The organism is Gemmobacter sp., from assembly GCF_046292685.1.
Lineage (GTDB): Bacteria > Pseudomonadota > Alphaproteobacteria > Rhodobacterales > Rhodobacteraceae > Wagnerdoeblera.
Window position 1 is genome coordinate 1 of the sequence record NZ_JBKBQM010000027.1, and the last position, 18,289, is coordinate 18,289.

The following is an 18,289-nucleotide window of genomic DNA, read 5'->3' on the forward strand; positions in this document are numbered from 1 at the left end:
CCGCGTCGCACTGATGAACCGCTTCTCGGCTCTCGGAACGGCCGAGATCGTACGTGTCGCCTGACGATGGCGGGGAAAGGGGCATCATGCCTCAAGCGTGAGTTCTGCAACAACGCCTGTTCGAGCATTCCGCCCGCACCGTGCGGCTGGTGATGAAGGATGGCCGGGTCGCGCACGACCGGCTGCACTGACGCGGCGACCGGCGCTACAGCGCCGGCCAGCGCCCCGCCCCCAGGGCCGACAGCGCCCCGGTGATGCGGGCAAAGCTGGCGCGGGCGCGCCCGACCGTGGCGCGGGCGCGCAGGTAGCCGTGCACCAGTCCCGTTTCCTCGTGGCAGGCCGCACGCCCGCCGGCGGCGGCGATCGCCGCGGCATAGGCCGGCCCGTCCGAGGCCAGCGGGTCGCACTGGGCGGTGATGATGACGGTGGGGGGCAAGCCGTTGAACCGCGTGTCGTGCAGCGGCTGCGCGGTGATGTCGCCGGTGGGGTCGTCGCCTTCGGCAAAGCGGACCTTGCCGTAGAACGCGATGTCGCGCAGCGTCAGCATCGGCGCTTCGGCGTGTTCGACATAGCTGCCGCGGCTGCGGTCGCCGCCGAGCCCGGGGTAGATCAGCACCTGGCCCAGCGGCTGCGGCCCGCCGGCGTTGCGCAAGGCATGGGCCACGGCGGCCGCAAGGTTGCCGCCCGCGCTGTCGCCGCACAGCAGGAACGGCCCCGGCCAGGCGGCAATCGCCGCGCGCGTCGCGGCCAGCGCATCGTCGAAATGCGCGGGGTGGCGGTGTTCGGGTGCCAGCCGGTAATCGACCGAGACCACGCGAAACCCGGTGGCGGCGGCGATTTCGGCGCAGACGTCGTCGTGGCTGTGCAACCCGCCTACCACGAAGCCGCCGCCGTGCAGGTAGACCACGGTGGCCGGCATCGCCCCCGGCAGGCTGTAGGTGCGGCAGGGCACGCCGCCCATCGGGCCGTCCTGCGCGGTAACGCCGGGCGGATAGCCGCGGTGGAACTCGCGGCACATGGTGTCGTAGACACGGCGCTGATCGGCCACCGTCATGTCCACCGTATCGGGCGGATAGAAGCTGTCGGTGCGCCGGATGAAGGCCCAGGTCTCGGCGTCGATCAGGCTGGCATAGTCGGTCATGGCGTGTCTCTCTCCCTCCGGCGCGGCGGCGAAAGCCCGCGCCCCCCGCCGGCGGCATCCTGCGCGGCGGCGAAAGCCCGCGCCCCCCGCCGTTGCGCATCCTGCGCGGCGGCGAAAGCCCGCGCAAGGGGCGTCGGGGGGCTGGAACCGGGCGGCGCGGGTGCCTACCTTGGCGGCATGAGGCGGTTTCTCGCATCGGTTCTGGCCTGCGGACTGGCGGGGGCGGCGGCCCCTGCGCCGGCGCATCCGCATGCCTTCATCGACGCCGGGGTGGAGCTGCGCTTCGATGCCGAGGGGCGGCTGGAGGCCCTGTGCGTGGTCTGGGTCTATGACGACCTCACGAGCCTGATGATCCTGTCCGACCGGGGCCTGGACCCCGACGGCGACGGCACCCTGACCGACGCGGAAACCGCCCGCCTGCGCGGCTTCGACATGCAGTGGGATCCGGGCTTTGCCGGCGACACCTACCTGTTGCACGGGGCGGCGCCGGTGGCGCTGGCCGGGCCCGAGGGCTGGACCGCGCAGGTGGTGCAAGGGCGCATCGTCACCACGCATCTGCGCCCGCTGGTCGCCCCGGTCGCCCCCGGCGCGCTGCCGCTGGTGGTGCAGGTCTATGACCCGGGCTATTACACCGCCTATGCCATCGCCACCGACCCGGTGATCCGCGGCCGCGACGATTGCGTGGCCGAGGTCTGGGGCCCCGACCTCGACGCGGCCCATGCCGCCTTGCAGGCCGCGATGCAGGAGCTTTCGGGCCTCGACCTGGAACAGGGCTTTCCGGCCGTGGGCCAGCACTATGCCGAGGAGGTGCGCCTGACATGCCCGCCGGGATGAGCCGCCTGCTGGGGCTGGCGGGCCTGGGCCTTGTGGCGGTGCTGGCGCTGGTCTGGGCGCTGGGCGGGTTCGAGGCGCTGGCGGCCCAGGCGCTGGCCGCGCAACGGTCGTTCCGCGATGCGCTGGCGGGGGCCCTGCGCGCCTTGCGCAGCGGGCAGGAGGGCGCGCTCTGGGGGCTGGTGGCGCTGGGCTTCGGCTATGGCGTGCTGCACGCCGCCGGCCCCGGGCATGGCAAGGTGCTGATCGGGGCCTACGGCGTGGCCCGCCGGGTGGCCCTGGTGCGGCTGGCCGGGCTGGCGCTGGCGGCCAGCCTTGCGCAGGCCACGGTGGCGGTGGCGCTGGTCTATGGCGGAATCGGCCTGTTCGGCGCCACGCGCGAGGCGATCGGGGCCGCCGGCGACGGCTGGATGGTGGCGCTGGGCCAAGTGATGATGGCGGGCATCGGCGCCTGGCTGGTCTGGCGCGGCGGCCGCGGCCTGATCGCCGGCCGCGGCACCCGGCCCCGGCACCGGCCCGACCACACCCCCAAGCACCACCACCACGACCACCACGACCACACCCACACCCACCCCGCCGGGGCAGCCCCCTGCACCGTCTGCGGCCATGCCCACGGCCCGACCCTCGCCCAGGCCCAGGCCGCCACCGGCTGGCGCGAGGCAGCGGCCCTGGTCGCCGGCATCGCGGTGCGCCCCTGCACCGGTGCGCTGATGCTGCTGGTGCTGACCTGGCAACTCGGCCTGGTCTGGGCCGGGGTGCTGGGCACCTATGCGATGGGTCTGGGCACCGCGCTGGTCACCATCGGCGCCGCGGTCCTGGCGGTGACGGCGCGCGAAGGCACCTTCGCCGGCTTTCCCGCGCTGGCGCGCACCCGCGCCGCCTTGCCGCTGATCGAACTGCTGGCCGGCGCCCTCATCGCCGCCGTGGCGCTGGTGCTGCTGTTCCGCGGCGGCTGACCGCGCCCGCCTTTCACCTTGTCCAAATATCCCGGGGGAGTCGCCGTCAGGCGACGGGGGCAGAGCCCCCTTTACCCGCGGCCGATCAGCGGCATGGTGGTGGCCATCAGCGTCATCCACTGGGCATTGGCGCCCAGCGGCAGACCCGCCAGATGCACCACGGTCTCCGCCACGGTCGACACCTCGATCACCGGGGTTTCGGGGGCGTCGGGGTCCAGCGCCTTCATCCGGTCCAGATGCGCCTGCAACAGGCCGGTGCGGGCATTGCCGATGTCGATCTGCCCCACGGCAATGGAAAACGGCCGCCCGTCCAGCGACAGCTGCTTGGTCAGCCCGGTCACCGCATGCTTGGTCGCGGTATAGCACACCGACCCCCAGCGCGGCGACTGCGCGGCGATCGAGCCGTTCATCAGGATGCGCCCGCCTTGCGGGGTCTGCCGCCGCATCCGGGCAAAGGCCGCGCGGGCGCACAGGAACATGCCCGTCATGTTGACTGCGACCGATTGCGTCCAGTCGGCAAGGTCGATCTCGTCGATCAGCCCGGCCGGGGTAAAGATCCCGGCATTGTTGAACAGGAAGTCCACCCGCCCGAACCGCGCCACCACCGCATCGAAGGCCGCTTCCACCGCCGCCGGGTCCGTCACGTCGCAGACCACAGTCAGAGCCTGCGGGTGCCCGCCTGCCACCGCCTCCAGCGCCGCCTGCCGCCGGGCCAGCAAGGCCACCTGCCAGCCCGCTGCCAGCAGCGCTTGCGCGCAGGCCGCGCCGATCCCGTCCGAGGCGCCCGTCACCACGGCCGCGCGCATGTCAGAACGCCTTGAAGGTCATGGTGGTCAACGTGCGCACGATGCCGGGAATGTCGAACAGCTTTTCCGACAGGTAGTGCCCCACATCGGCGCCGTCGGGAATATAGACCTTGGCGATCAGGTCGTATTCGCCCGAGGTGGAAAACATCTCCGACACCACCTCGCGGTCCCAGACGGCATTGGCCACCTCGTAGGTCTTGCCGGGCTGGCAGCGGAACTGGACGAATACGCAGGTCATGGTCGCTTCTCCCCTTTTGGGGTGCAAGGATAGGCCGCGGCCCGGGCCGGGGAAAGGGGGTGCAGGGGGGCATTCCGCCCCCTTGCCGGGGTCGCGGGGCCGGCCCCCGCGCGCCCGGGCCGCCTCTCGACGGGGCGGGCCGGGCGCCCCTTTGCCCCGGGATCAGGGCCGTTCGATCGCCACGGCGGTGCCTTCGCCGCCGCCGATGCAGATCGCGGCCACCCCGCGCCTGAGCCCCCGCGCCTCCAGCGCATGCAGCAGCGTCACCAGGATCCGCGCCCCCGAGGCACCGATCGGATGCCCCAGCGCGCAGGCGCCGCCGTTGACGTTCAGCCGGGCATGATCCACCCCCAGCTCGGCCATGAAGGCCATCGGCACCACGGCAAAGGCCTCGTTCACCTCCCACAGGTCCACGTCCGCCACCGACCAGCCCAGCCGGTCCAGCAGCTTGCGCGCGGCCGGCACCGGGGCGGTGGGGAAATCGGCCGGGGCCTGGGCGTGGCTGGCGTGGCCCATCACCCGCGCGCGCACCGGCCAGCCTTCGGCCGCGGCCAGCGGCCCCGAGGCCAGCACCAGCGCTGCTGCCCCGTCCGAAATCGACGAGGAATTGGCCGCCGTCACCGTGCCGTCCTTGCGGAAGGCAGGCTTGAGCGTGGGGATCTTTTCCGGCCGGGCGGTCAGGGGCTGTTCGTCCTCGGCCACGGTCACGGCGCCACGGCGCCCTTCCACCGTCACCGGCACGATCTCGGCCGCCAGCGCCCCCGAGCGCGCCGCCGCCAGCGCCCGCGTCAGCGAGGCGAGGGCGTAATCGTCCTGCGCGCTGCGGCTGAACTGAAAGGCGGTGGCGCAATCCTCGGCAAAGGTGCCCATCAGGCGGCCCTTGTCGTAGGCATCCTCCAGCCCATCGAGGAACATGTGGTCGATCGCCTGCGCATGGCCCAGCCGGGCGCCGCCGCGCATCCGCGGTAGCAGGTAGGGGGCTTCGGTCATGCTTTCCATGCCGCCGGCCACCACCACCTGCGACGCCCCGAGCGCGATCTGGTCGTGCGCGACCATCACCGCCTTCATGCCCGAGCCGCACATCTTGTTCAGCGTCGTTGCCGGCACGTCCTGGCCGAGGCCCGCGGCAAAGCCGGCCTGCCGGGCCGGGGCCTGGCCCTGGCCTGCGGGCAGCACGCAGCCCATCAGCAGCTCTTCCACCCGGTCGGGGCCGATTCCCGCGCCCGCAAGGGCCGCCCGAATCGCCGCGCCGCCCAGGGTGGCCGCCGGCACGCCCGTAAATGCCCCCTGAAACCCGCCCATTGCCGTGCGCGCCGCCCCGGCGATCACAACTTCCTGCATGACTGTCCTCCGCTGTTCCGGCCCCGGTTCCGGTTACCGAATGTCAACCGCTTCGCCTTAGCCTGCAAGCGTGAGTTGGAAAAGGAGTCCGGCATGGACATCGTCTGCGAAACCCTCGATTCCGCGCTGATCGTCCGCGTGCGCGAACCCCGGATCGACGCTGCCGCCGCCATCCAGTTCAAGGACCGCATGCGCGAGGTGCTGGCCGACCCGGCGCCGCGCGTGGTGCTGGACCTCGGCCATGTCGATTTCCTCGACAGCAGCGGCCTGGGCGCCGTGGTCGCGGTGATGAAGATGATGGGCCCGGACCGCAGCCTGGAGCTGGCCGGGCTGACCCCGACGGTGGAAAAGGTGTTCCGCCTGACCCGGATGGACCGGGTGTTCACCATTCATCCGGCTGCACCGTCGGGCGTGCAGCATGTCGGTTGAGAGCCTGCGCATGCCCGGCACCGTGCGGCTGGTGTTCCCTGCCGAACCCTTCGCCGTGCGCTGCGCGCTGGAGCGGCTGTTTGCCGTGCTGCCGGTCGGCCTGTTCGACGACGACGCCCGCGGTTCGGCCGAGATCGCGCTGACCGAGGTGCTGAACAACATCGTCGAACACGGGTATGCCGGCGAGCCCGGCCTGATCGAGGTGGTGATCCGCCCCTTGCAGGACGGGTTGCACTGCGTGGTCACCGACCGCGGCCGCCCGATGCCCGGCGGCGTGCCGCCGGGGGCCGAACTGCCGGCGGCCAGCGGTGGCGACCTGCCCGAAGGCGGGTTCGGCTGGTTCCTGATCCGCTGTCTGGCGCAGGACATCACCTATGTCCGGCATGGTGCCGCCAACCGGCTGGCCTTTCGGCTGCCGGCGCGCGGGTCGCTGACGGTAGGCTGAAAGGGGTGCGGCAGGCCGAATTGGCGACAAGGCGGAAACGATGCCGCGAAAATGCCCCGGATCCTGCGCATTGCGGCCATGCGGCCCTGGCAAGTTGCGGGTTGTAGCTGCATAAGGCTCACCCCCGGCGCCGTGGAACTAGCCCCCACCCAGCCTGCGGCGTCGGGGACCGTTGGCCTGCAGGGCACCGTGCCGGTGCCGGTGCAGCCTTCCCCGCCGCCCCCCTTGCACATCCTGCCGAACCGCCTATCTTGCGCCTTACCTCGGGGTGTCGGCAGGTCTTCCTGCCGGCTGAGATGCGAAAGCGAACCCGTCGAACCTGAACCGGATCATACCGGCGGAGGGAAGGTGAGCGAGAGCGATCTCCGGTGCCGACCTGTTCCGTCGCAACTGGAGGACCAAGATGAAAGCCCCCTTCCTTGCGACCTGCGGCCTGCTGGCTGCGACCACCCTTGCCTCGGCCCAGGTGCCGGTGCTGACGGTGCTGACCTATGACAGTTTCGCCTCGGACTGGGGTCCGGGGCCCGTGGTCGAAAAGGCGTTCGAGGCGGAATGCGGCTGCGACCTGCGCTTTGTCCCCGCAGGCGACGGGGCGGCGCTGCTGGCCCGGCTGCGGCTGGAAGGCGCGCGCAGCACCGCGGATGTGGTGCTGGGCCTCGATACCAACCTGACGGCGGCGGCGGCGGCCACCGGGCTGTTCGCGCCCCACGGCGTCAGCGCTGCGCTGGATCTGCCGGTGGCCTGGGACGACCCGCTGTTCCTGCCGTTCGACTGGGGGTGGTTCGCCTTTGTCCACGACAAGGCGCGCGTGCCCGCCCCGCCGCGCAGCTTCGAGGCGCTGGCCGATTCGGACCTGAAGGTGGTGATCCAGGATCCGCGGTCGTCCACCCCGGGGCTGGGGCTGGTGATGTGGGTGCAGGCGGCCTATGGCGACCGCGCGGCGGAAATCTGGGGCCGGCTGGCCGACAACGTGCTGACCGTGACGCCGGGGTGGTCGGAATCCTACGACCTGTTCCTGAAAGGCGAGGCGGACATGGTGCTGTCCTACACCACCTCGCCGGCCTATCACCTGATCGCCGAAAACGACGACAGCAAGGCCGCGGCCGCCTTCGACGAAGGGCATTACCTGCAGGTCGAGGTGGCAGGCGTGCTGGCCAATGCCCCGCAACCCGACCTCGCGCGCGCCTTCATGGCCTTTGTCGCGTCCGAGGCGTTTCAGGCCGCGATCCCGGAAACCAACTGGATGTATCCTGCCCGAACGCCGGCCGCCGGCCTGCCCGAAGGCTTTGCCACCCTGCACCGCCCGGAACGGTCGCTGCTGTTCGCGCCGGCCGAGGCGCAGGGGCTGCGCGATGCGGCGGTGGAAACCTGGCGCACGGCGCTTGCACGGTGAGCGCGGGGGGCGCCAGCGCCTTGCACCGGCCCTCGCCCGGCATCCGGGCGGGGCAGCTGGCGGCGCTGGCCATCGCCGGGCTGATCCTGGCCTGCCTGGTCGCGCTGCTGCTGCAGGCGGGGCGCCCGCGGCTGGGCCCGGCCGACTGGGCGGCGGTGCGTTTCACGCTGGCGCAGGCGGCGGTGTCGGCGCTGGTGTCGGCGGCGCTGGCCGTGCCGGTGGCCCGCGCGCTGGCGCGGCGGCGGTTTGCGGGGCGCGCGGGCCTGGTGGCGGCGCTGGGGGTGCCGTTCCTGTTGCCGGTGATCGTGGCGGTGCTGGCGCTGCTGGCGGTGTTCGGGCGCAACGGCGCGGTGAACGCCGGGCTGGCCGGGCTGGGCCTGCCGGGGGTGAACATCTATGGCCCGCATGGCGTGGTGCTGGCCCATGTGTTCCTGAACCTGCCGCTGGCCGTGCGGATGCTGCTGCACGGTTGGCAGGCGATTCCGGCCGAACGGGTGCGGCTGGCGCAGGCGCTGGGGCTGGGGCCGGGCGGCATGTGGTGCCATGTCGAGCTGCCGATGCTGCGCGCGGTGCTGCCCGGGGCGATGCTCGCGGTGTTCCTGATCTGCCTGACCTCGTTTGCCGTCGCGTTGATCCTGGGCGGTGGGCCGGCGGCCACCACCGTGGAACTGGCGATCTATCAGGCGGTGCGCTTCGACTTCGACCTGCCGCGGGCAGCGGCGCTGGCCGGCCTGCAATTCGCGCTGTGCGCGGCGGCGGTGCTGCTGGCGGCGCGCTGGACGCAGCCGGCGGCGGCCGGCGCGGGGCTTGGCCGCCCGCTGGTGCTGCCGCGCCCCGGCGGCTGGCGCCGCGCGGCCGATGCGCTGGCGATCGCGGCGGCGGCGATGTTTCTGCTGGCGCCGCTGGCGGTGGTGGTGGTGCGCGGGCTGCCGGGGCTGGGTGCGCTGCCGGCGCCGGTGTGGGCGGCCGCGGGGCGGTCGGTGCTGCTGGCGCTGGCGGTGGCGGCGATGACGGCGGCGGCGTTGCTGGCGCTGGGGGCGGCGGCGGCGCGGCGCGGGGCGGCAGCGCGGGCGGTGGAACTGGCGGGGATGCTGCCGATGGCGGCCAGCGCGCTGGTGCTGGGCACGGGGCTGTTCCTGCTGCTGGACCCGTTCGTGGCGCCACCGCGGCTGGCCTTGCCGGTGACGGCCCTGGTCAACCTGCTGCTGGCGCTGCCCTTTGCCTTGCGCCTGGTGCTGCCTGCCTGGCGCGCGGCCGAAGCGACCCAGGGCCGCCTGGCCGATGCCTTGGGCCTCACAGGCCTCGCCCGCCTGCGCCATGCCATCTGGCCGCAGCTGCGCCGCCCCTTCGGCATGGCGCTGGGGCTGTCGGCGGCGCTGGCGATGGGCGATCTGGGCGTGATCGCGTTGTTCGCCACCGAAGGCAATGCGACCTTGCCCTTGCAGGTCTGGCGGCTGATGGGCGCCTATCGCACCGAAGCGGCCGAGGCCGCGGCCCTGCTGCTGGTGGGCCTGTCGCTGGCCCTGTTCCTGATCTTCGACCTTTGGGGGCGCTGCCATGCTGACGCTTGATGCCGTGCTGCTGGAACAGGACGGGTTCCGCCTGAGCGCCGACTGGTCGGTGCCGCAAGGCGCCCGGGTGGCGGTGCTCGGGCCTTCGGGGGCGGGGAAATCCACGCTGCTGGCGGCCATCGCGGGGTTCCTCGCGCCGGTGTCGGGGCGCATCCTGTGGGCGGGGCGGGACATGACCCTGACCCCGCCGGGCGACCGGCCGCTGTCGATCCTGTTTCAGGACGGCAACCTGTTCGCGCACCTGACCGCGGCGCAGAACCTGGGCCTGGGGCTTGACCCACGGCTGAAGCTGACGCCCGACCAGCACGCGCAGGTGGCGCAGGCGCTGGCGCAGGTCGGGCTGGCCGACAAGGCGGCGCGCCGTCCGGCGGCGCTGTCGGGGGGCGAACAGTCGCGCGTCGCCCTCGCCCGCGCCTTGCTGCGCGCCCGGCCGCTGCTGTTGCTGGACGAGCCCTTTGCCGCCCTGGGCCCGGCGCTGAAGACCGAGATGCTGGCGCTGGTGGATGCCATCGCCACCCGCACCGGCGCCACGGTGCTGATGGTCACCCACGACCCCGCCGACGCCCGCCGGCTGTGCCCGCTGACCGTGCTGGTGGCCGAGGGCATCGCCCATGCCCCGGCCGCCACCGCCGCATTGCTGGATGCGCCCCCGCCGGTGCTGGCCGCCTATCTGGGTCGCTGAGTTCTTTCACCTTGTGAAAATATCCCGGGGGGGGCGCGCCGCAGGCGCGGCGGGGGGCAGCGCCCCCCCCTTTGCAGCGCGCCCTGCCGCCTCTTGTGCTGCCGGTGCCGACCGCTTAAAACTGGAATCGTTCTAAGGAGTGTTCCCATGATTCCGGGTTTCGGCCAACGCCGCCGCTTTTCCGACCTGTCCGAACGCGAGGTTCTGGCGCTGGCCATTTCCAGCGAGGAGGACGACGCCCGCATCTATCGCAGCTATGCCGAGCGTCTGCGCGAGCGTCACCCGGCCAGCGCCGCGGTGTTCGAGGCGATGGCGGCCGAGGAAGATGGCCACCGCAACCGCCTGATCGCCGCCCATCGCAGCCGGTTCGGCGAGGTGATTCCGCTGATCCGGCGCGAGCATGTGGCAGGCTATTACGCGCGCCGTCCGGTCTGGCTGGTGGAAAACCTGCCGCTCGACACCATTCGTGCCGAGGCGCGCGCGATGGAACGGCAGGCCCAGCGGTTCTACGAACAGGCCGCGGCCCGCACCACCGATGCCGCGACCCGGGCGCTGCTGGGCGACCTGGCTGCGGCCGAGGCGGCGCACGACCGCACCGCCGGCGCGCTGGAGGCCGAGCATCTGCCCGAGGACACCCGCGCCGAAGAAGACGAAGGCGCGCGGCGCCAGTTCATCCTGACCTGGGTTCAGCCGGGGCTTGCCGGGTTGATGGATGGGTCGGTGTCCACGCTGGCGCCGATCTTTGCCACCGCCTTTGCCACGCAAGACCCCTGGACGACCTTTCAGGTCGGCCTTGCCGCCAGCATCGGTGCGGGCATCTCGATGGGTTTCACCGAGGCGGCGCATGACGATGGCGTGCTGTCGGGCCGCGGCAGCCCGGTCAAGCGCGGGCTGGCCTCGGGGGTGATGACCACGGTGGGGGGCCTTGGCCATGCGCTGCCCTATCTCATCCCCGATTTCTGGCTGGCGACCTCGATCGCGATTGCGGTGGTGTTCGTCGAGCTCTGGGCCATCGTGTGGATCCAGAACCGTTTCATGGAAACGCCGTTCTGGCGCGCCACGCTGCAGATCGTGATGGGCGGCGCGATGGTGCTGGCGGCGGGCATCCTGATCGGCGCCGGATGACGGTGCCGGGGGCCGCAGGGCGGTGCCGGGTCAGACCCGGCCCGAGGCCTGCACCGCCGACAGCCAGTCGTGCAGCAGCGCCACCGATTCCGGTTCGTCGAGAAACGGGATATGCGCGCGGTCGGGCACTTCGGCGAACAGCATGTCGGGTCGCCGGCGGCGCATTTCGGCCACCACGCCGGGGCTCAGCAGGTCGCTGTTGGCACCGCGCAGCAGCGCCATCGGCAGGCCTGCGCATGCGTCGAACAGCGGCCACAGGTCGGGCGCCGGGCCCTGGAACGCGGCAAGGAAGCTTTCGCGCAAGGCGGGGTCGTAGTTGATCTTCAGCCCGCCCTTGCCGTCGGGCAGGGTGTGGCGGCGCGCCTCGTCCAGCCAGCGGCTGGCCGGCACGTTGTCCATGCCGGGGTTGGCGGCCGGCAGCACGCGGGCGAAATCCTCGACCGTCTTTGCCGCAGGGTTGCGGCCGACGTAATCCTTGATCCGGCCCAACCCGTCCATTTCCAGCTGCGGGCCGACATCGTTCAGGCACAGCCCGGCCAGCCGGTCGTGGGCGGTGGCGCCAAGGAACATGCCGATCATCCCCCCGCGCGAGGTGCCCAGCACCGCGGCCCGCGGCAGGCCCAGGTGATCGAGCAATTCCACCGCATCGCGCGCCTCGCGCGGGACGGTGTAGGTGGCGGGCCCGGTCCAGCCGGATTGTCCGCGACCGCGATAATCCATGCGGATGACCCGCCAGCCGGCCGGCAGGTGCGGCAGCACATAATCGAAGTCGCTGGCGTTGCGCGTCAGCCCCGAAAGGCACAGCAGCGGCCGGCCGCTGCCCTGGTCGGCATAGGCGATGGCGGCGCCATCGCTGGCGGTGAAACGGTGCATCGGGGTCATTCGGGCCTCAGCAGATCGGGAAGGGGGGACAGGTCGGGCAGGACATGGGCGGGGCGGTGCGGCAGCCGGTCCACCGGCAAGGCGCTGCGGTTGACCCAGACGGTGCGAAAGCCGAACCGGGCGGCGCCGGCGATATCCCACCCGTTCGACGAGACAAAGGCCGCGGCCCCGGGCGCGATGCCCAGCCGGTCGCAGGCCAGGGCATAGACCCGCGGATCGGGCTTGAACACGCCCACCTCCTCGACCGACAGCACGGCGGCAAAGCGGTCTGCCAGCCCGGCCGATGCCACGGCAGCCGACAGCATGGCCGGCGACCCGTTGGACAGGATCGCGCAAGCGACCCCCTGTGCCGCCAGCGCGGCCAGCATCGCGGGCACCTCGGCAAAGCAATCGAGCCGGTCATAGAGCGCCATCAGCGGCGGGTGCAGCGCAGGCGGCAGGCCGTGGCGTTCCAGCGCCCAGTCCAGCGCCTCGGCGGTCACGCGGGCAAAATCGGCATGGTCGCCCATGATGGCGCGCAGCCAGGAATATTCCAGCTGCTTGCGGCGCCAGTCCTCGGCCAGAGGTTGCCAGACGGGTTGCAAGGCCGCGTCCTGCGCGGCCAGGCGGCGCGCGGCGGCCGACACATCGAACAGGGTGCCGTAGGCATCGAAGATGCAGTGGGTGGGCAAGGCGTTCATGCCGGGCAGGGTGGCACGACGCGCCGCCGGGGAAAAGCCCCGATCAGGTGCTGCGGCGCAGGCGGATCACCACATCGACCCGCGCCACCTCGGTGCCCGGGGGGGCCTTGGGCAGGCCGACGATCCGCAGGCCATCGGCCGGGGCATCGGTCAGTTCCGCGGTGTCTTCCCAGAAGAAATGCGGGTGATCCTCGACCCGGGTGTCGAAATAGCTGCGCGCGCCATCGACGGTGACTTCCTGCATCAGCCCGGCGTCGCAGAATGCCTTGAGCGTGTTGTAGACCGTGGCAAGCGAGACGCGTTCGCCCGTGCCTTGCGTGGCGGCGAACAGGCTTTCGGCGGTGACGTGGCGGTCCTGCCCGTCGCCCACCAGCAGCGCGGCAAGCGTCTGGCGCTGGCGCGTGGGCCGCAACCCGGCGCGGGCAAGCCACATCACGCCGCGATCGAGCGCGTCCTGGGTGATCGGTGCAAGAGCGTCATACATGACAGAACAGATAGGCCGCAGGCGAAGGCTTTTCAATCATGTTCTGCACCGGGTGCTTTCCTTGGCCGGCGGACCGGGGCATAGTGCGGGCGCGAAAGGAGGGGTGCCATGCCGATCCTGTTTCTGGTCATCGTCGGGGCGGCCGCGGGGTTTCTGGCCACGCGCATCATGCGGGTCGAGGCCGATGTGCCCACCACCATCGCCATCGGCGTCTTCGGCGCATTGCTGGGCGGGCTGGTGTTGCGCGCCTTGGTGACCATGGCCGGCTGGGCCGCGGGCTTTGTCGGGGCGGTGATGGGGGCGCTGCTGCTGATCTGGCTGTGGCAGAAGGTGTCGGGCCGGCGCTAGGCGGCCGAGGGCCGGGCGCTCAGCGCGCCCAGAACCGCACGGTGAACAGCACGTAGACCGACAGAAGTTCCAGCCGGCCCACCAGCATGCCGGCGATCATCAGCCATTTCGCGGTGGTGGGAAACCCGTTCACCGCCCCGGTCGGCCCCACTTCGGGGCCCCAGACCGGCCCGATATCGGCAATCGAGGTCCAGGCGGCGGTCAAGGCGCTGCGCGGGGCAAGCCCGGTCATGCCCAGCGCCACGGCCAGCACCCCGAAGCTCAGCACGAACAGCGTGAAGAACACGATGACCGAGTTGGTCACATCCCGATCGACGGTGCGCCCGTCCAGCCGCAGGGGCTGCACGGCATAGGGCATCAGCAGCCGGCGGATCTGGGTGCGGATCGCGGCGAACATCACCTGATAGCGGAACACCTTGACCGAGCATCCGGTGGACGAGGTGCACCCCCCGATGAAGCCCACGATCAGCAGCACGACAAAGGGCAGGTGCCCCCACAGCGTGACATCGCCGCTGCCATAGCCGGTGCCGCTGAAGATCGACACCACGTTGAACACCGAATCGTGCAAGGTATGCGGGGCGTGTTCGCCCTGGACCAGCACCCGCCAGACCACCACAGCAGCGACCGCATAAAAGGTCCAGCGCAGGTAGGCGCGCACCTGCGAATCGCGCCACAGCGGGGCTGCCTGGCCTTGCATCAGCTGGATGAAGCGGATGAAGGGCAGCGTCGACAGGATCATGAAGAACGCGCAGGCATAGTGCAGCGCATGGGAAAACCCGGTGAACGAGGTATCGCGGTTGGAAAACCCGCCGGTGGAAAGGGCGGTCAGCGCGTGGACCACCGCCTCGAAACCGTTCATGCCCAGCGCCCAGAACACCAGCGCGCAGGCGATGGTCAGCACGACGTAAATCTGCACCAGCGCGGCCGAGATATCGAGCGCGCGAGGCAGCACCTTGCCCAGCGTGTCGAAGCCTTCGGCGCGAAAGAACTGCATCCCGCCCACCTTCATCACCGGCAGGAAGATCAGCGCGACGATGACGATGCCGAGGCCCCCCAGCCATTGCAGCATGGCGCGCCACAGGTTCGCCCCCGGCGGCAAGGCATCGAGGCCCATGATGACGGTGGTTCCGGTGGTGGTCATGCCCGAAACCGCTTCGAACATCGCGTCGGTGAACCCCAGTTCGGGGGCACCGATCATCAGCGGCAAGGCGCCGAAGGCCGGCAGCACGACCCAGACCCCGGTGGTCAGCACGAAGGACTGGCGCAGCGTCAGCCCCTGCCCGGTGCCGTTGGCGCAGGCCAGCGTCAGCAGCGCCCCGCACAGCCCGGTGATGACCGCCGATTCCGCAAAGGCCGCCCAGTTGTCGTTGCCGGCGGCCCAGTCCAGCGCCAGCGGGAACAGCATCAGCGCGCCCAGGGTGGCGGTCAGCAGGCCGATCACGTATCCGACGGGGCGCAGGTCCAACATGGGCGCAGGCTTGGCGCGCGGGGCGCCGCCTGTCAAGCCGGGGCAGGCGGCGGCGGTCAGCCCTGTTTCAGCAGGCGCGCCTTCTGGCGGTTCCAGTCGCGCTTTGCCTCGGTTTCGCGCTTGTCGGCCACCTTCTTGCCCTTGGCCACGCCCAGGGCGAGCTTGACCCGACCCTTGTCGTTGAAATACATCCGCAGCGGCACGATGGTCATGCCTTCGCGCCCGACCGCCTGCCACAGCCGCGCCAGCTCGCGCTTCGACACCAGCAGCTTGCGGCGGCGGCGTTCCTCGTGCCCGAAGACACCGGCCTGTTGCAGCGCGGGGATGTAGCCGTTGATGAGCCACAATTCGCCGCCTTCGACCGAGGCGTAGCTTTCGGCGATGTTCGACTGGCCGTTGCGCAGGGCCTTCACCTCGGACCCGGTCAGCACGATGCCGGCCTCCAGCTCGCTTTCGATGAAATAGTCGAAGCGCGCGCGGCGGTTTTCGGCGATGAGCTTGCTGTTGGGGTCGTGCTGCTTTTTCATGATCCTCTTGGAATAGGCGAGGGGTGCGCCTTAGTCCATAGGTTGGCTCAGCCCGGGTTGGCCGGGGCCCAGTCGCCGCGTTTGATCAGATCGCGCACGCCGCCGCGATAGGGCTGGTCGGCGAGGGCGGGGTCGGCCGCGCGCAGGAACATCTCATTGAGCGTGCCGGCAAAGCGGAAATCGATCGGAAAGCGCAAGGTCATCTCGATCAGGCTGCGGTCCGAGAACGGGCAGATGTAGAAATTCCGCTCATACCCGTAGTATTTCGCGCTGGAGACATGCAGGAACAGTTCCAGAAAGATGAAGTCGTAAATGACCGGCTGCGCATTGGCGGGAAGTGCCAGTTTCCAGCGGTGATAGTCCTCGGCCCATTTTTCGACCAGATCTCGCCCCGGTTCAGGGTTGAGAAACAGCGACGAGATTTCCTCGCGCAGCGTAACGCCTACCTTAGTGTTCCGCCCGGCGAAGCTGCCCCACCAGACGCCGCGCATCAGGTCCATCACATTGCCGCGCAGGTGCAGGTGCCCCGGCGGGGTGGCGGCGGTCATCCCCAGCAGGTGTTCGTTTGGCGGTTTCGCCACTGACGAGGTGCGCAGCCAGAAGAGCCGGGTAAAGCGGCGTTTGTCGAAAGGCGATTGCGGTGCGTATGGCGCGGTTTCCGAAGCGGTGTAGCGGTGGAACGGGCGGCCGAGCAGATGGCTGACGACCCATTCGCCGGTGGTTGCGTCCAGCTTGGCATAGTTGGTGTGCTCGAAGGCGAACAATTCCGCCACTTCGTCCAGCCGGTCGGTCAGGCAGGCCAGAAGCTTGCGCGAATCGGTCCCGCCCGAGACCGGCAGGATCGACGGGCGCGCGGTGATCAGCGCGCCGAGGATCGCTTTCAGCCGTGCCACCATCCGCGCCACCAGCGCGTCATATTCCTCAGGTTCGGCAGGCGGGAAGCTGTCGGGCAGCGGCCAGATCCGCGCAGGCGCGAACGTGTCGAGGTCCAGCCGGTGGTTCGGCAGGCAGAATTTCACCTCGGCATCCTGAGTATGGCCCAGGATGAAGTTCGGCTCGGTATCGCCTTTCGCGGTCGCTTGCGCGATGGCCTTGCTGTCAAAGCGCGGGTTCGGCTGCAAGGGCCGGTTCAGCGCCAGCATGACCGACGAGGCGACCCGCCGGCTTTGCGGATGATAGACGACGGTCAGATGCGCGACCGGGTCGTGATAGACGTGGCGGCCCGCCGGGCAATCCAGCACCACGGCATAGCGCCCGGCGGTGTAGGCGACGAAATGCTCGAACCGGGGCAGGAAATCCGGCGCGTCCAGATCGAAGGCGGCAAAGCTGGCGGCGCTGATGATCTGGCCGTCCGGGTCCACGCCGATGCCGAGGAACGCGCCGAACATCCGGCCTTGGGCATCGCGCATCTCGGTCAACTCGACCGCGCGGCCATGATGCAGCACCCAGGCGTTCATCGGCAGCGCGCGCAATCCCGGCACCGGTGCGGATGGGGCCTGATCGATCAGGAACTGGGTCGCCAGCGCTTCGGCAGGGTCGAACCCCTGTTGGCGGCAAACCACCAGCGCAGGGCAGCCCGAAGGGTCGGACGTCAGGATTTCGTCGGCGGGAACGGTCTGGTCCATCGGCTGCTCATTGTTTCTTGTTTCAATGGTCTTTTGTCGTTTCTAGCGCGCGGCGCGCCTTGCCGCAACAATCGCGCGAATCGCTTTGCCTTGAAACACAGACAGGATGGTGAAAGACTTCGGCAAAAAAGGGGCACCATGGCGGTAGTTGCGGATCTTGACGCGCTGGTGGCCGAAGGTGTGCTGACGCCGGCGCAAGCGGCCGTCCTGCGCGCGCGGTCGCGCAGGGCGATGATCGCGCTCGTGGTCAATGCCTTGCTGGCGGGCGGTGTGCTGGCGGCGGCGGGCGGGTTTGTCGTTCTGCTTGCGCATCCCCTGGCGGTGGCAATGGGCGGCGCGGCCTTTCTGGCGGGGGGTATTGCCGTTCTGGCCAAGGCCGGGGCGCTGTGGCGGATGTTCGGCCATGCCGCCGCGCTGATCGGGGCGGGAATGCTGATCGGCGGCGGCGTGGTCGAAGCGGTGGACAAGCTGGGCGAGGGGGCAGCAAGCCTGCTGTTCCTGATGGTCGGAACGGTGCTGGCGCTGATCGCCGGGGCGGCGTTCCGGCGCAGGGCGGCAGGTTTGCGCTTTGTCACCGGGTTCTTGCTGCTGGCCGGGGTCGCCTTGCATCTGGGCGGGGCTTATGGGCTGGCGTTTGCCCATGGGGTGGGGGGCCTTCCCCGCATGGCCTTGCATCTTTACGCCTTCGCGCTGGTGGCCGGGGCCGGGTGGCTGCTTGATGTGCGGTTGGTGACGGCGCTGGCCATCGTGCCCTTTGCGCAGATGCTCGACACCTCCACCGCCTATTTTCACGCGGCCTATGTGTTCTATGCGCCGGAACCGACCTTGAGCATCCTGCAGATGGGGACAACGGTCGCGGTCTGCCTGTGGCTGATGCGCCGGCTGGCCCCGCGCGAGGCGCGCCACGCCGGGATCGTGGCGATCCTGGCCTTTGTGGTGGCCAACCTGTGTTTCCTGGTCGGCTCGCTTTGGGGCGACACAGTGGGCGACAGCTTCGTTCAGGCCGCGCTGGAGGCGGGCGGGACCGATCCCGATGCCCTCTGGCTGCAGCTGGAGACCTACCGCGACCGTGCCTTGCACATTCCGGCCGGCATTTTCGCGCTGATCTGGGCGGCGGCGCTGGCGGCCGTTGCCATCCGCGCGGCACAGACCCACCAGCGCGGGCTGTTCAATGCCGCGATGACCTTTGCCGCGATCCACGCCTATACGCAGCTGTTCGAGACCTTCGGCGACCATCCGCAGGTCTGGGCACTGGGCGGTCTGGCGGCGATACCGCTGGCCTGGGGGATGCGGCAGCTGAACCGTCGGTTCGACTGA

At 70.5% G+C, this 18,289-nt stretch carries 20 protein-coding genes and 1 riboswitch; of the genes, 10 read left to right on the top strand and 10 right to left on the bottom strand.

The annotated features are described in order from the left end of the window. Positions 1–205: 205 nt before the first annotated feature. A complete protein-coding gene (locus ACK4S2_RS09055) occupies positions 206–1,141 on the bottom strand; it encodes an alpha/beta hydrolase (protein WP_409623244.1) in 936 nt (311 codons plus the stop codon). A 177-nt stretch (positions 1,142–1,318) separates the two neighbouring features. Here ACK4S2_RS09055 and ACK4S2_RS09060 point away from each other — a divergent pair, with 177 nt between their 5' ends. Beyond that, complete coding sequence (locus ACK4S2_RS09060; RefSeq protein WP_409623247.1) at positions 1,319–1,975, top strand: DUF1007 family protein; 657 nt, start codon at positions 1,319–1,321, stop codon at positions 1,973–1,975. After that, positions 1,960–2,928 (top strand): nickel/cobalt transporter, encoded by a 969-nt coding sequence (locus tag ACK4S2_RS09065; RefSeq protein WP_409623250.1) that lies wholly within the window; start codon positions 1,960–1,962, stop codon positions 2,926–2,928. Before ACK4S2_RS09060 ends, ACK4S2_RS09065 begins: the two co-directional genes overlap by 16 nt. Before the next feature lie 71 nt (positions 2,929–2,999). On the opposite strand, the gene ACK4S2_RS09070 is transcribed toward ACK4S2_RS09065, so the two are convergent. From ACK4S2_RS09070 to ACK4S2_RS09080, 3 genes are all read right to left on the bottom strand, one after another. Next, positions 3,000–3,734 (bottom strand): SDR family oxidoreductase, encoded by a 735-nt coding sequence (locus tag ACK4S2_RS09070; RefSeq protein ID WP_409623254.1) that lies wholly within the window; start codon positions 3,732–3,734, stop codon positions 3,000–3,002. A 1-nt stretch (position 3,735) separates the two neighbouring features. Beyond that, positions 3,736–3,972, bottom strand: coding sequence for an Lrp/AsnC ligand binding domain-containing protein (locus ACK4S2_RS09075; protein WP_409623257.1), 237 nt, complete (start codon positions 3,970–3,972; stop codon positions 3,736–3,738). 162 nt (positions 3,973–4,134) lie between these two features. Next, positions 4,135–5,313 carry a thiolase family protein gene (locus tag ACK4S2_RS09080; RefSeq protein ID WP_409623260.1) on the bottom strand — a complete coding sequence of 393 codons (1,179 nt, stop codon included), beginning with the start codon at positions 5,311–5,313 and terminating at the stop codon, positions 4,135–4,137. Positions 5,314–5,406: 93 nt separating this feature from the next. Here ACK4S2_RS09080 and ACK4S2_RS09085 point away from each other — a divergent pair, with 93 nt between their 5' ends. The 6 genes from ACK4S2_RS09085 to mbfA all read left to right on the top strand — a co-directional run bounded on the left by ACK4S2_RS09085 (position 5,407) and on the right by mbfA (position 10,958). Next, positions 5,407–5,742 carry an STAS domain-containing protein gene (locus ACK4S2_RS09085; protein WP_409623263.1) on the top strand — a complete coding sequence of 112 codons (336 nt, stop codon included), beginning with the start codon at positions 5,407–5,409 and terminating at the stop codon, positions 5,740–5,742. Further along, positions 5,732–6,187: an ATP-binding protein gene (locus ACK4S2_RS09090; RefSeq protein WP_409623266.1), complete on the top strand. Its 456-nt coding sequence runs from the start codon at positions 5,732–5,734 to the stop codon at positions 6,185–6,187. Before ACK4S2_RS09085 ends, ACK4S2_RS09090 begins: the two co-directional genes overlap by 11 nt. Before the next feature lie 254 nt (positions 6,188–6,441). Then, positions 6,442–6,550, top strand: a riboswitch (TPP riboswitch). A gap of 40 nt (positions 6,551–6,590) precedes the next feature. Continuing rightward, positions 6,591–7,580 (top strand): thiamine ABC transporter substrate binding subunit, encoded by a 990-nt coding sequence (gene thiB, locus ACK4S2_RS09095; protein WP_409623270.1) that lies wholly within the window; start codon positions 6,591–6,593, stop codon positions 7,578–7,580. After that, the gene (locus ACK4S2_RS09100) at positions 7,577–9,151 is read left to right on the top strand and encodes a thiamine/thiamine pyrophosphate ABC transporter permease ThiP (RefSeq protein WP_409623273.1); all 1,575 of its coding nucleotides are present in this window, start codon (positions 7,577–7,579) and stop codon (positions 9,149–9,151) included. The genes thiB and ACK4S2_RS09100 overlap by 4 nt, the downstream gene beginning before the upstream one ends. Continuing rightward, positions 9,138–9,833 (top strand): ATP-binding cassette domain-containing protein, encoded by a 696-nt coding sequence (locus ACK4S2_RS09105; protein ID WP_409623276.1) that lies wholly within the window; start codon positions 9,138–9,140, stop codon positions 9,831–9,833. The genes ACK4S2_RS09100 and ACK4S2_RS09105 overlap by 14 nt, the downstream gene beginning before the upstream one ends. Positions 9,834–9,980: 147 nt before the next feature. After that, the gene (mbfA, locus tag ACK4S2_RS09110) at positions 9,981–10,958 is read left to right on the top strand and encodes an iron exporter MbfA (RefSeq protein WP_409623279.1); all 978 of its coding nucleotides are present in this window, start codon (positions 9,981–9,983) and stop codon (positions 10,956–10,958) included. A 30-nt stretch (positions 10,959–10,988) separates the two neighbouring features. On the opposite strand, the gene ACK4S2_RS09115 is transcribed toward mbfA, so the two are convergent. From ACK4S2_RS09115 to irrA, 3 genes are read right to left on the bottom strand one after another with little or no spacing between them, the layout of a single operon-like run. Further along, positions 10,989–11,831, bottom strand: a complete 843-nt coding sequence (locus tag ACK4S2_RS09115; RefSeq protein WP_409623342.1) for an alpha/beta fold hydrolase — start codon at positions 11,829–11,831, stop codon at positions 10,989–10,991. Between the two features lie 5 nt (positions 11,832–11,836). Beyond that, positions 11,837–12,520: a haloacid dehalogenase type II gene (locus ACK4S2_RS09120; RefSeq protein WP_409623282.1), complete on the bottom strand. Its 684-nt coding sequence runs from the start codon at positions 12,518–12,520 to the stop codon at positions 11,837–11,839. A 43-nt stretch (positions 12,521–12,563) separates the two neighbouring features. Continuing rightward, positions 12,564–13,004 carry an iron response transcriptional regulator IrrA gene (gene irrA / locus ACK4S2_RS09125; protein WP_409623284.1) on the bottom strand — a complete coding sequence of 147 codons (441 nt, stop codon included), beginning with the start codon at positions 13,002–13,004 and terminating at the stop codon, positions 12,564–12,566. A 108-nt stretch (positions 13,005–13,112) separates the two neighbouring features. Here irrA and ACK4S2_RS09130 point away from each other — a divergent pair, with 108 nt between their 5' ends. Beyond that, complete coding sequence (locus ACK4S2_RS09130; protein WP_409623287.1) at positions 13,113–13,352, top strand: GlsB/YeaQ/YmgE family stress response membrane protein; 240 nt, start codon at positions 13,113–13,115, stop codon at positions 13,350–13,352. A gap of 19 nt (positions 13,353–13,371) precedes the next feature. Here the strand turns inward: ACK4S2_RS09130 and ACK4S2_RS09135 are convergent, their stop codons facing one another. The 3 genes from ACK4S2_RS09135 to ACK4S2_RS09145 are packed head-to-tail and all read right to left on the bottom strand — an operon-like array spanning position 13,372 to position 16,972. Further along, positions 13,372–14,820: a TrkH family potassium uptake protein gene (locus tag ACK4S2_RS09135; protein WP_409623289.1), complete on the bottom strand. Its 1,449-nt coding sequence runs from the start codon at positions 14,818–14,820 to the stop codon at positions 13,372–13,374. Between the two features lie 56 nt (positions 14,821–14,876). Further along, the gene (gene smpB, locus ACK4S2_RS09140; RefSeq protein WP_409623291.1) at positions 14,877–15,347 is read right to left on the bottom strand and encodes an SsrA-binding protein SmpB; all 471 of its coding nucleotides are present in this window, start codon (positions 15,345–15,347) and stop codon (positions 14,877–14,879) included. Positions 15,348–15,394: 47 nt separating this feature from the next. Then, positions 15,395–16,972 (bottom strand): hypothetical protein, encoded by a 1,578-nt coding sequence (locus tag ACK4S2_RS09145; RefSeq protein ID WP_409623293.1) that lies wholly within the window; start codon positions 16,970–16,972, stop codon positions 15,395–15,397. 138 nt (positions 16,973–17,110) lie between these two features. On the opposite strand from ACK4S2_RS09145, the gene ACK4S2_RS09150 reads away from it, so the two are divergent. After that, positions 17,111–18,289, top strand: coding sequence for a hypothetical protein (locus ACK4S2_RS09150; protein ID WP_409623295.1), 1,179 nt, complete (start codon positions 17,111–17,113; stop codon positions 18,287–18,289).

Excerpts from the sequence above, each read along its gene's own strand:
- ACK4S2_RS09080 (WP_409623260.1), bottom strand. The coding sequence starts at position 5,313 with ATGCAGGAAGTTGTGATCGCCGGGGCGGCGCGCACGGCAATGGGCGGG.
- irrA (WP_409623284.1), bottom strand. The coding sequence starts at position 13,004 with ATGTATGACGCTCTTGCACCGATCACCCAGGACGCGCTCGATCGCGGC.
- ACK4S2_RS09075 (WP_409623257.1), bottom strand. The coding sequence starts at position 3,972 with ATGACCTGCGTATTCGTCCAGTTCCGCTGCCAGCCCGGCAAGACCTAC.
- ACK4S2_RS09070 (WP_409623254.1), bottom strand. The coding sequence starts at position 3,734 with ATGCGCGCGGCCGTGGTGACGGGCGCCTCGGACGGGATCGGCGCGGCC.
- ACK4S2_RS09065 (WP_409623250.1), top strand. The coding sequence starts at position 1,960 with ATGCCCGCCGGGATGAGCCGCCTGCTGGGGCTGGCGGGCCTGGGCCTT.
- ACK4S2_RS09145 (WP_409623293.1), bottom strand. The coding sequence starts at position 16,972 with ATGGACCAGACCGTTCCCGCCGACGAAATCCTGACGTCCGACCCTTCG.
- ACK4S2_RS09060 (WP_409623247.1), top strand. The coding sequence starts at position 1,319 with ATGAGGCGGTTTCTCGCATCGGTTCTGGCCTGCGGACTGGCGGGGGCG.
- ACK4S2_RS09055 (WP_409623244.1), bottom strand. The coding sequence starts at position 1,141 with ATGACCGACTATGCCAGCCTGATCGACGCCGAGACCTGGGCCTTCATC.
- ACK4S2_RS09115 (WP_409623342.1), bottom strand. The coding sequence starts at position 11,831 with ATGCACCGTTTCACCGCCAGCGATGGCGCCGCCATCGCCTATGCCGAC.
- ACK4S2_RS09130 (WP_409623287.1), top strand. The coding sequence starts at position 13,113 with ATGCCGATCCTGTTTCTGGTCATCGTCGGGGCGGCCGCGGGGTTTCTG.
- ACK4S2_RS09085 (WP_409623263.1), top strand. The coding sequence starts at position 5,407 with ATGGACATCGTCTGCGAAACCCTCGATTCCGCGCTGATCGTCCGCGTG.
- ACK4S2_RS09120 (WP_409623282.1), bottom strand. The coding sequence starts at position 12,520 with ATGAACGCCTTGCCCACCCACTGCATCTTCGATGCCTACGGCACCCTG.
- ACK4S2_RS09090 (WP_409623266.1), top strand. The coding sequence starts at position 5,732 with ATGTCGGTTGAGAGCCTGCGCATGCCCGGCACCGTGCGGCTGGTGTTC.
- mbfA (WP_409623279.1), top strand. The coding sequence starts at position 9,981 with ATGATTCCGGGTTTCGGCCAACGCCGCCGCTTTTCCGACCTGTCCGAA.
- thiB (WP_409623270.1), top strand. The coding sequence starts at position 6,591 with ATGAAAGCCCCCTTCCTTGCGACCTGCGGCCTGCTGGCTGCGACCACC.
- ACK4S2_RS09135 (WP_409623289.1), bottom strand. The coding sequence starts at position 14,820 with ATGTTGGACCTGCGCCCCGTCGGATACGTGATCGGCCTGCTGACCGCC.
- ACK4S2_RS09150 (WP_409623295.1), top strand. The coding sequence starts at position 17,111 with ATGGCGGTAGTTGCGGATCTTGACGCGCTGGTGGCCGAAGGTGTGCTG.
- ACK4S2_RS09105 (WP_409623276.1), top strand. The coding sequence starts at position 9,138 with ATGCTGACGCTTGATGCCGTGCTGCTGGAACAGGACGGGTTCCGCCTG.
- smpB (WP_409623291.1), bottom strand. The coding sequence starts at position 15,347 with ATGAAAAAGCAGCACGACCCCAACAGCAAGCTCATCGCCGAAAACCGC.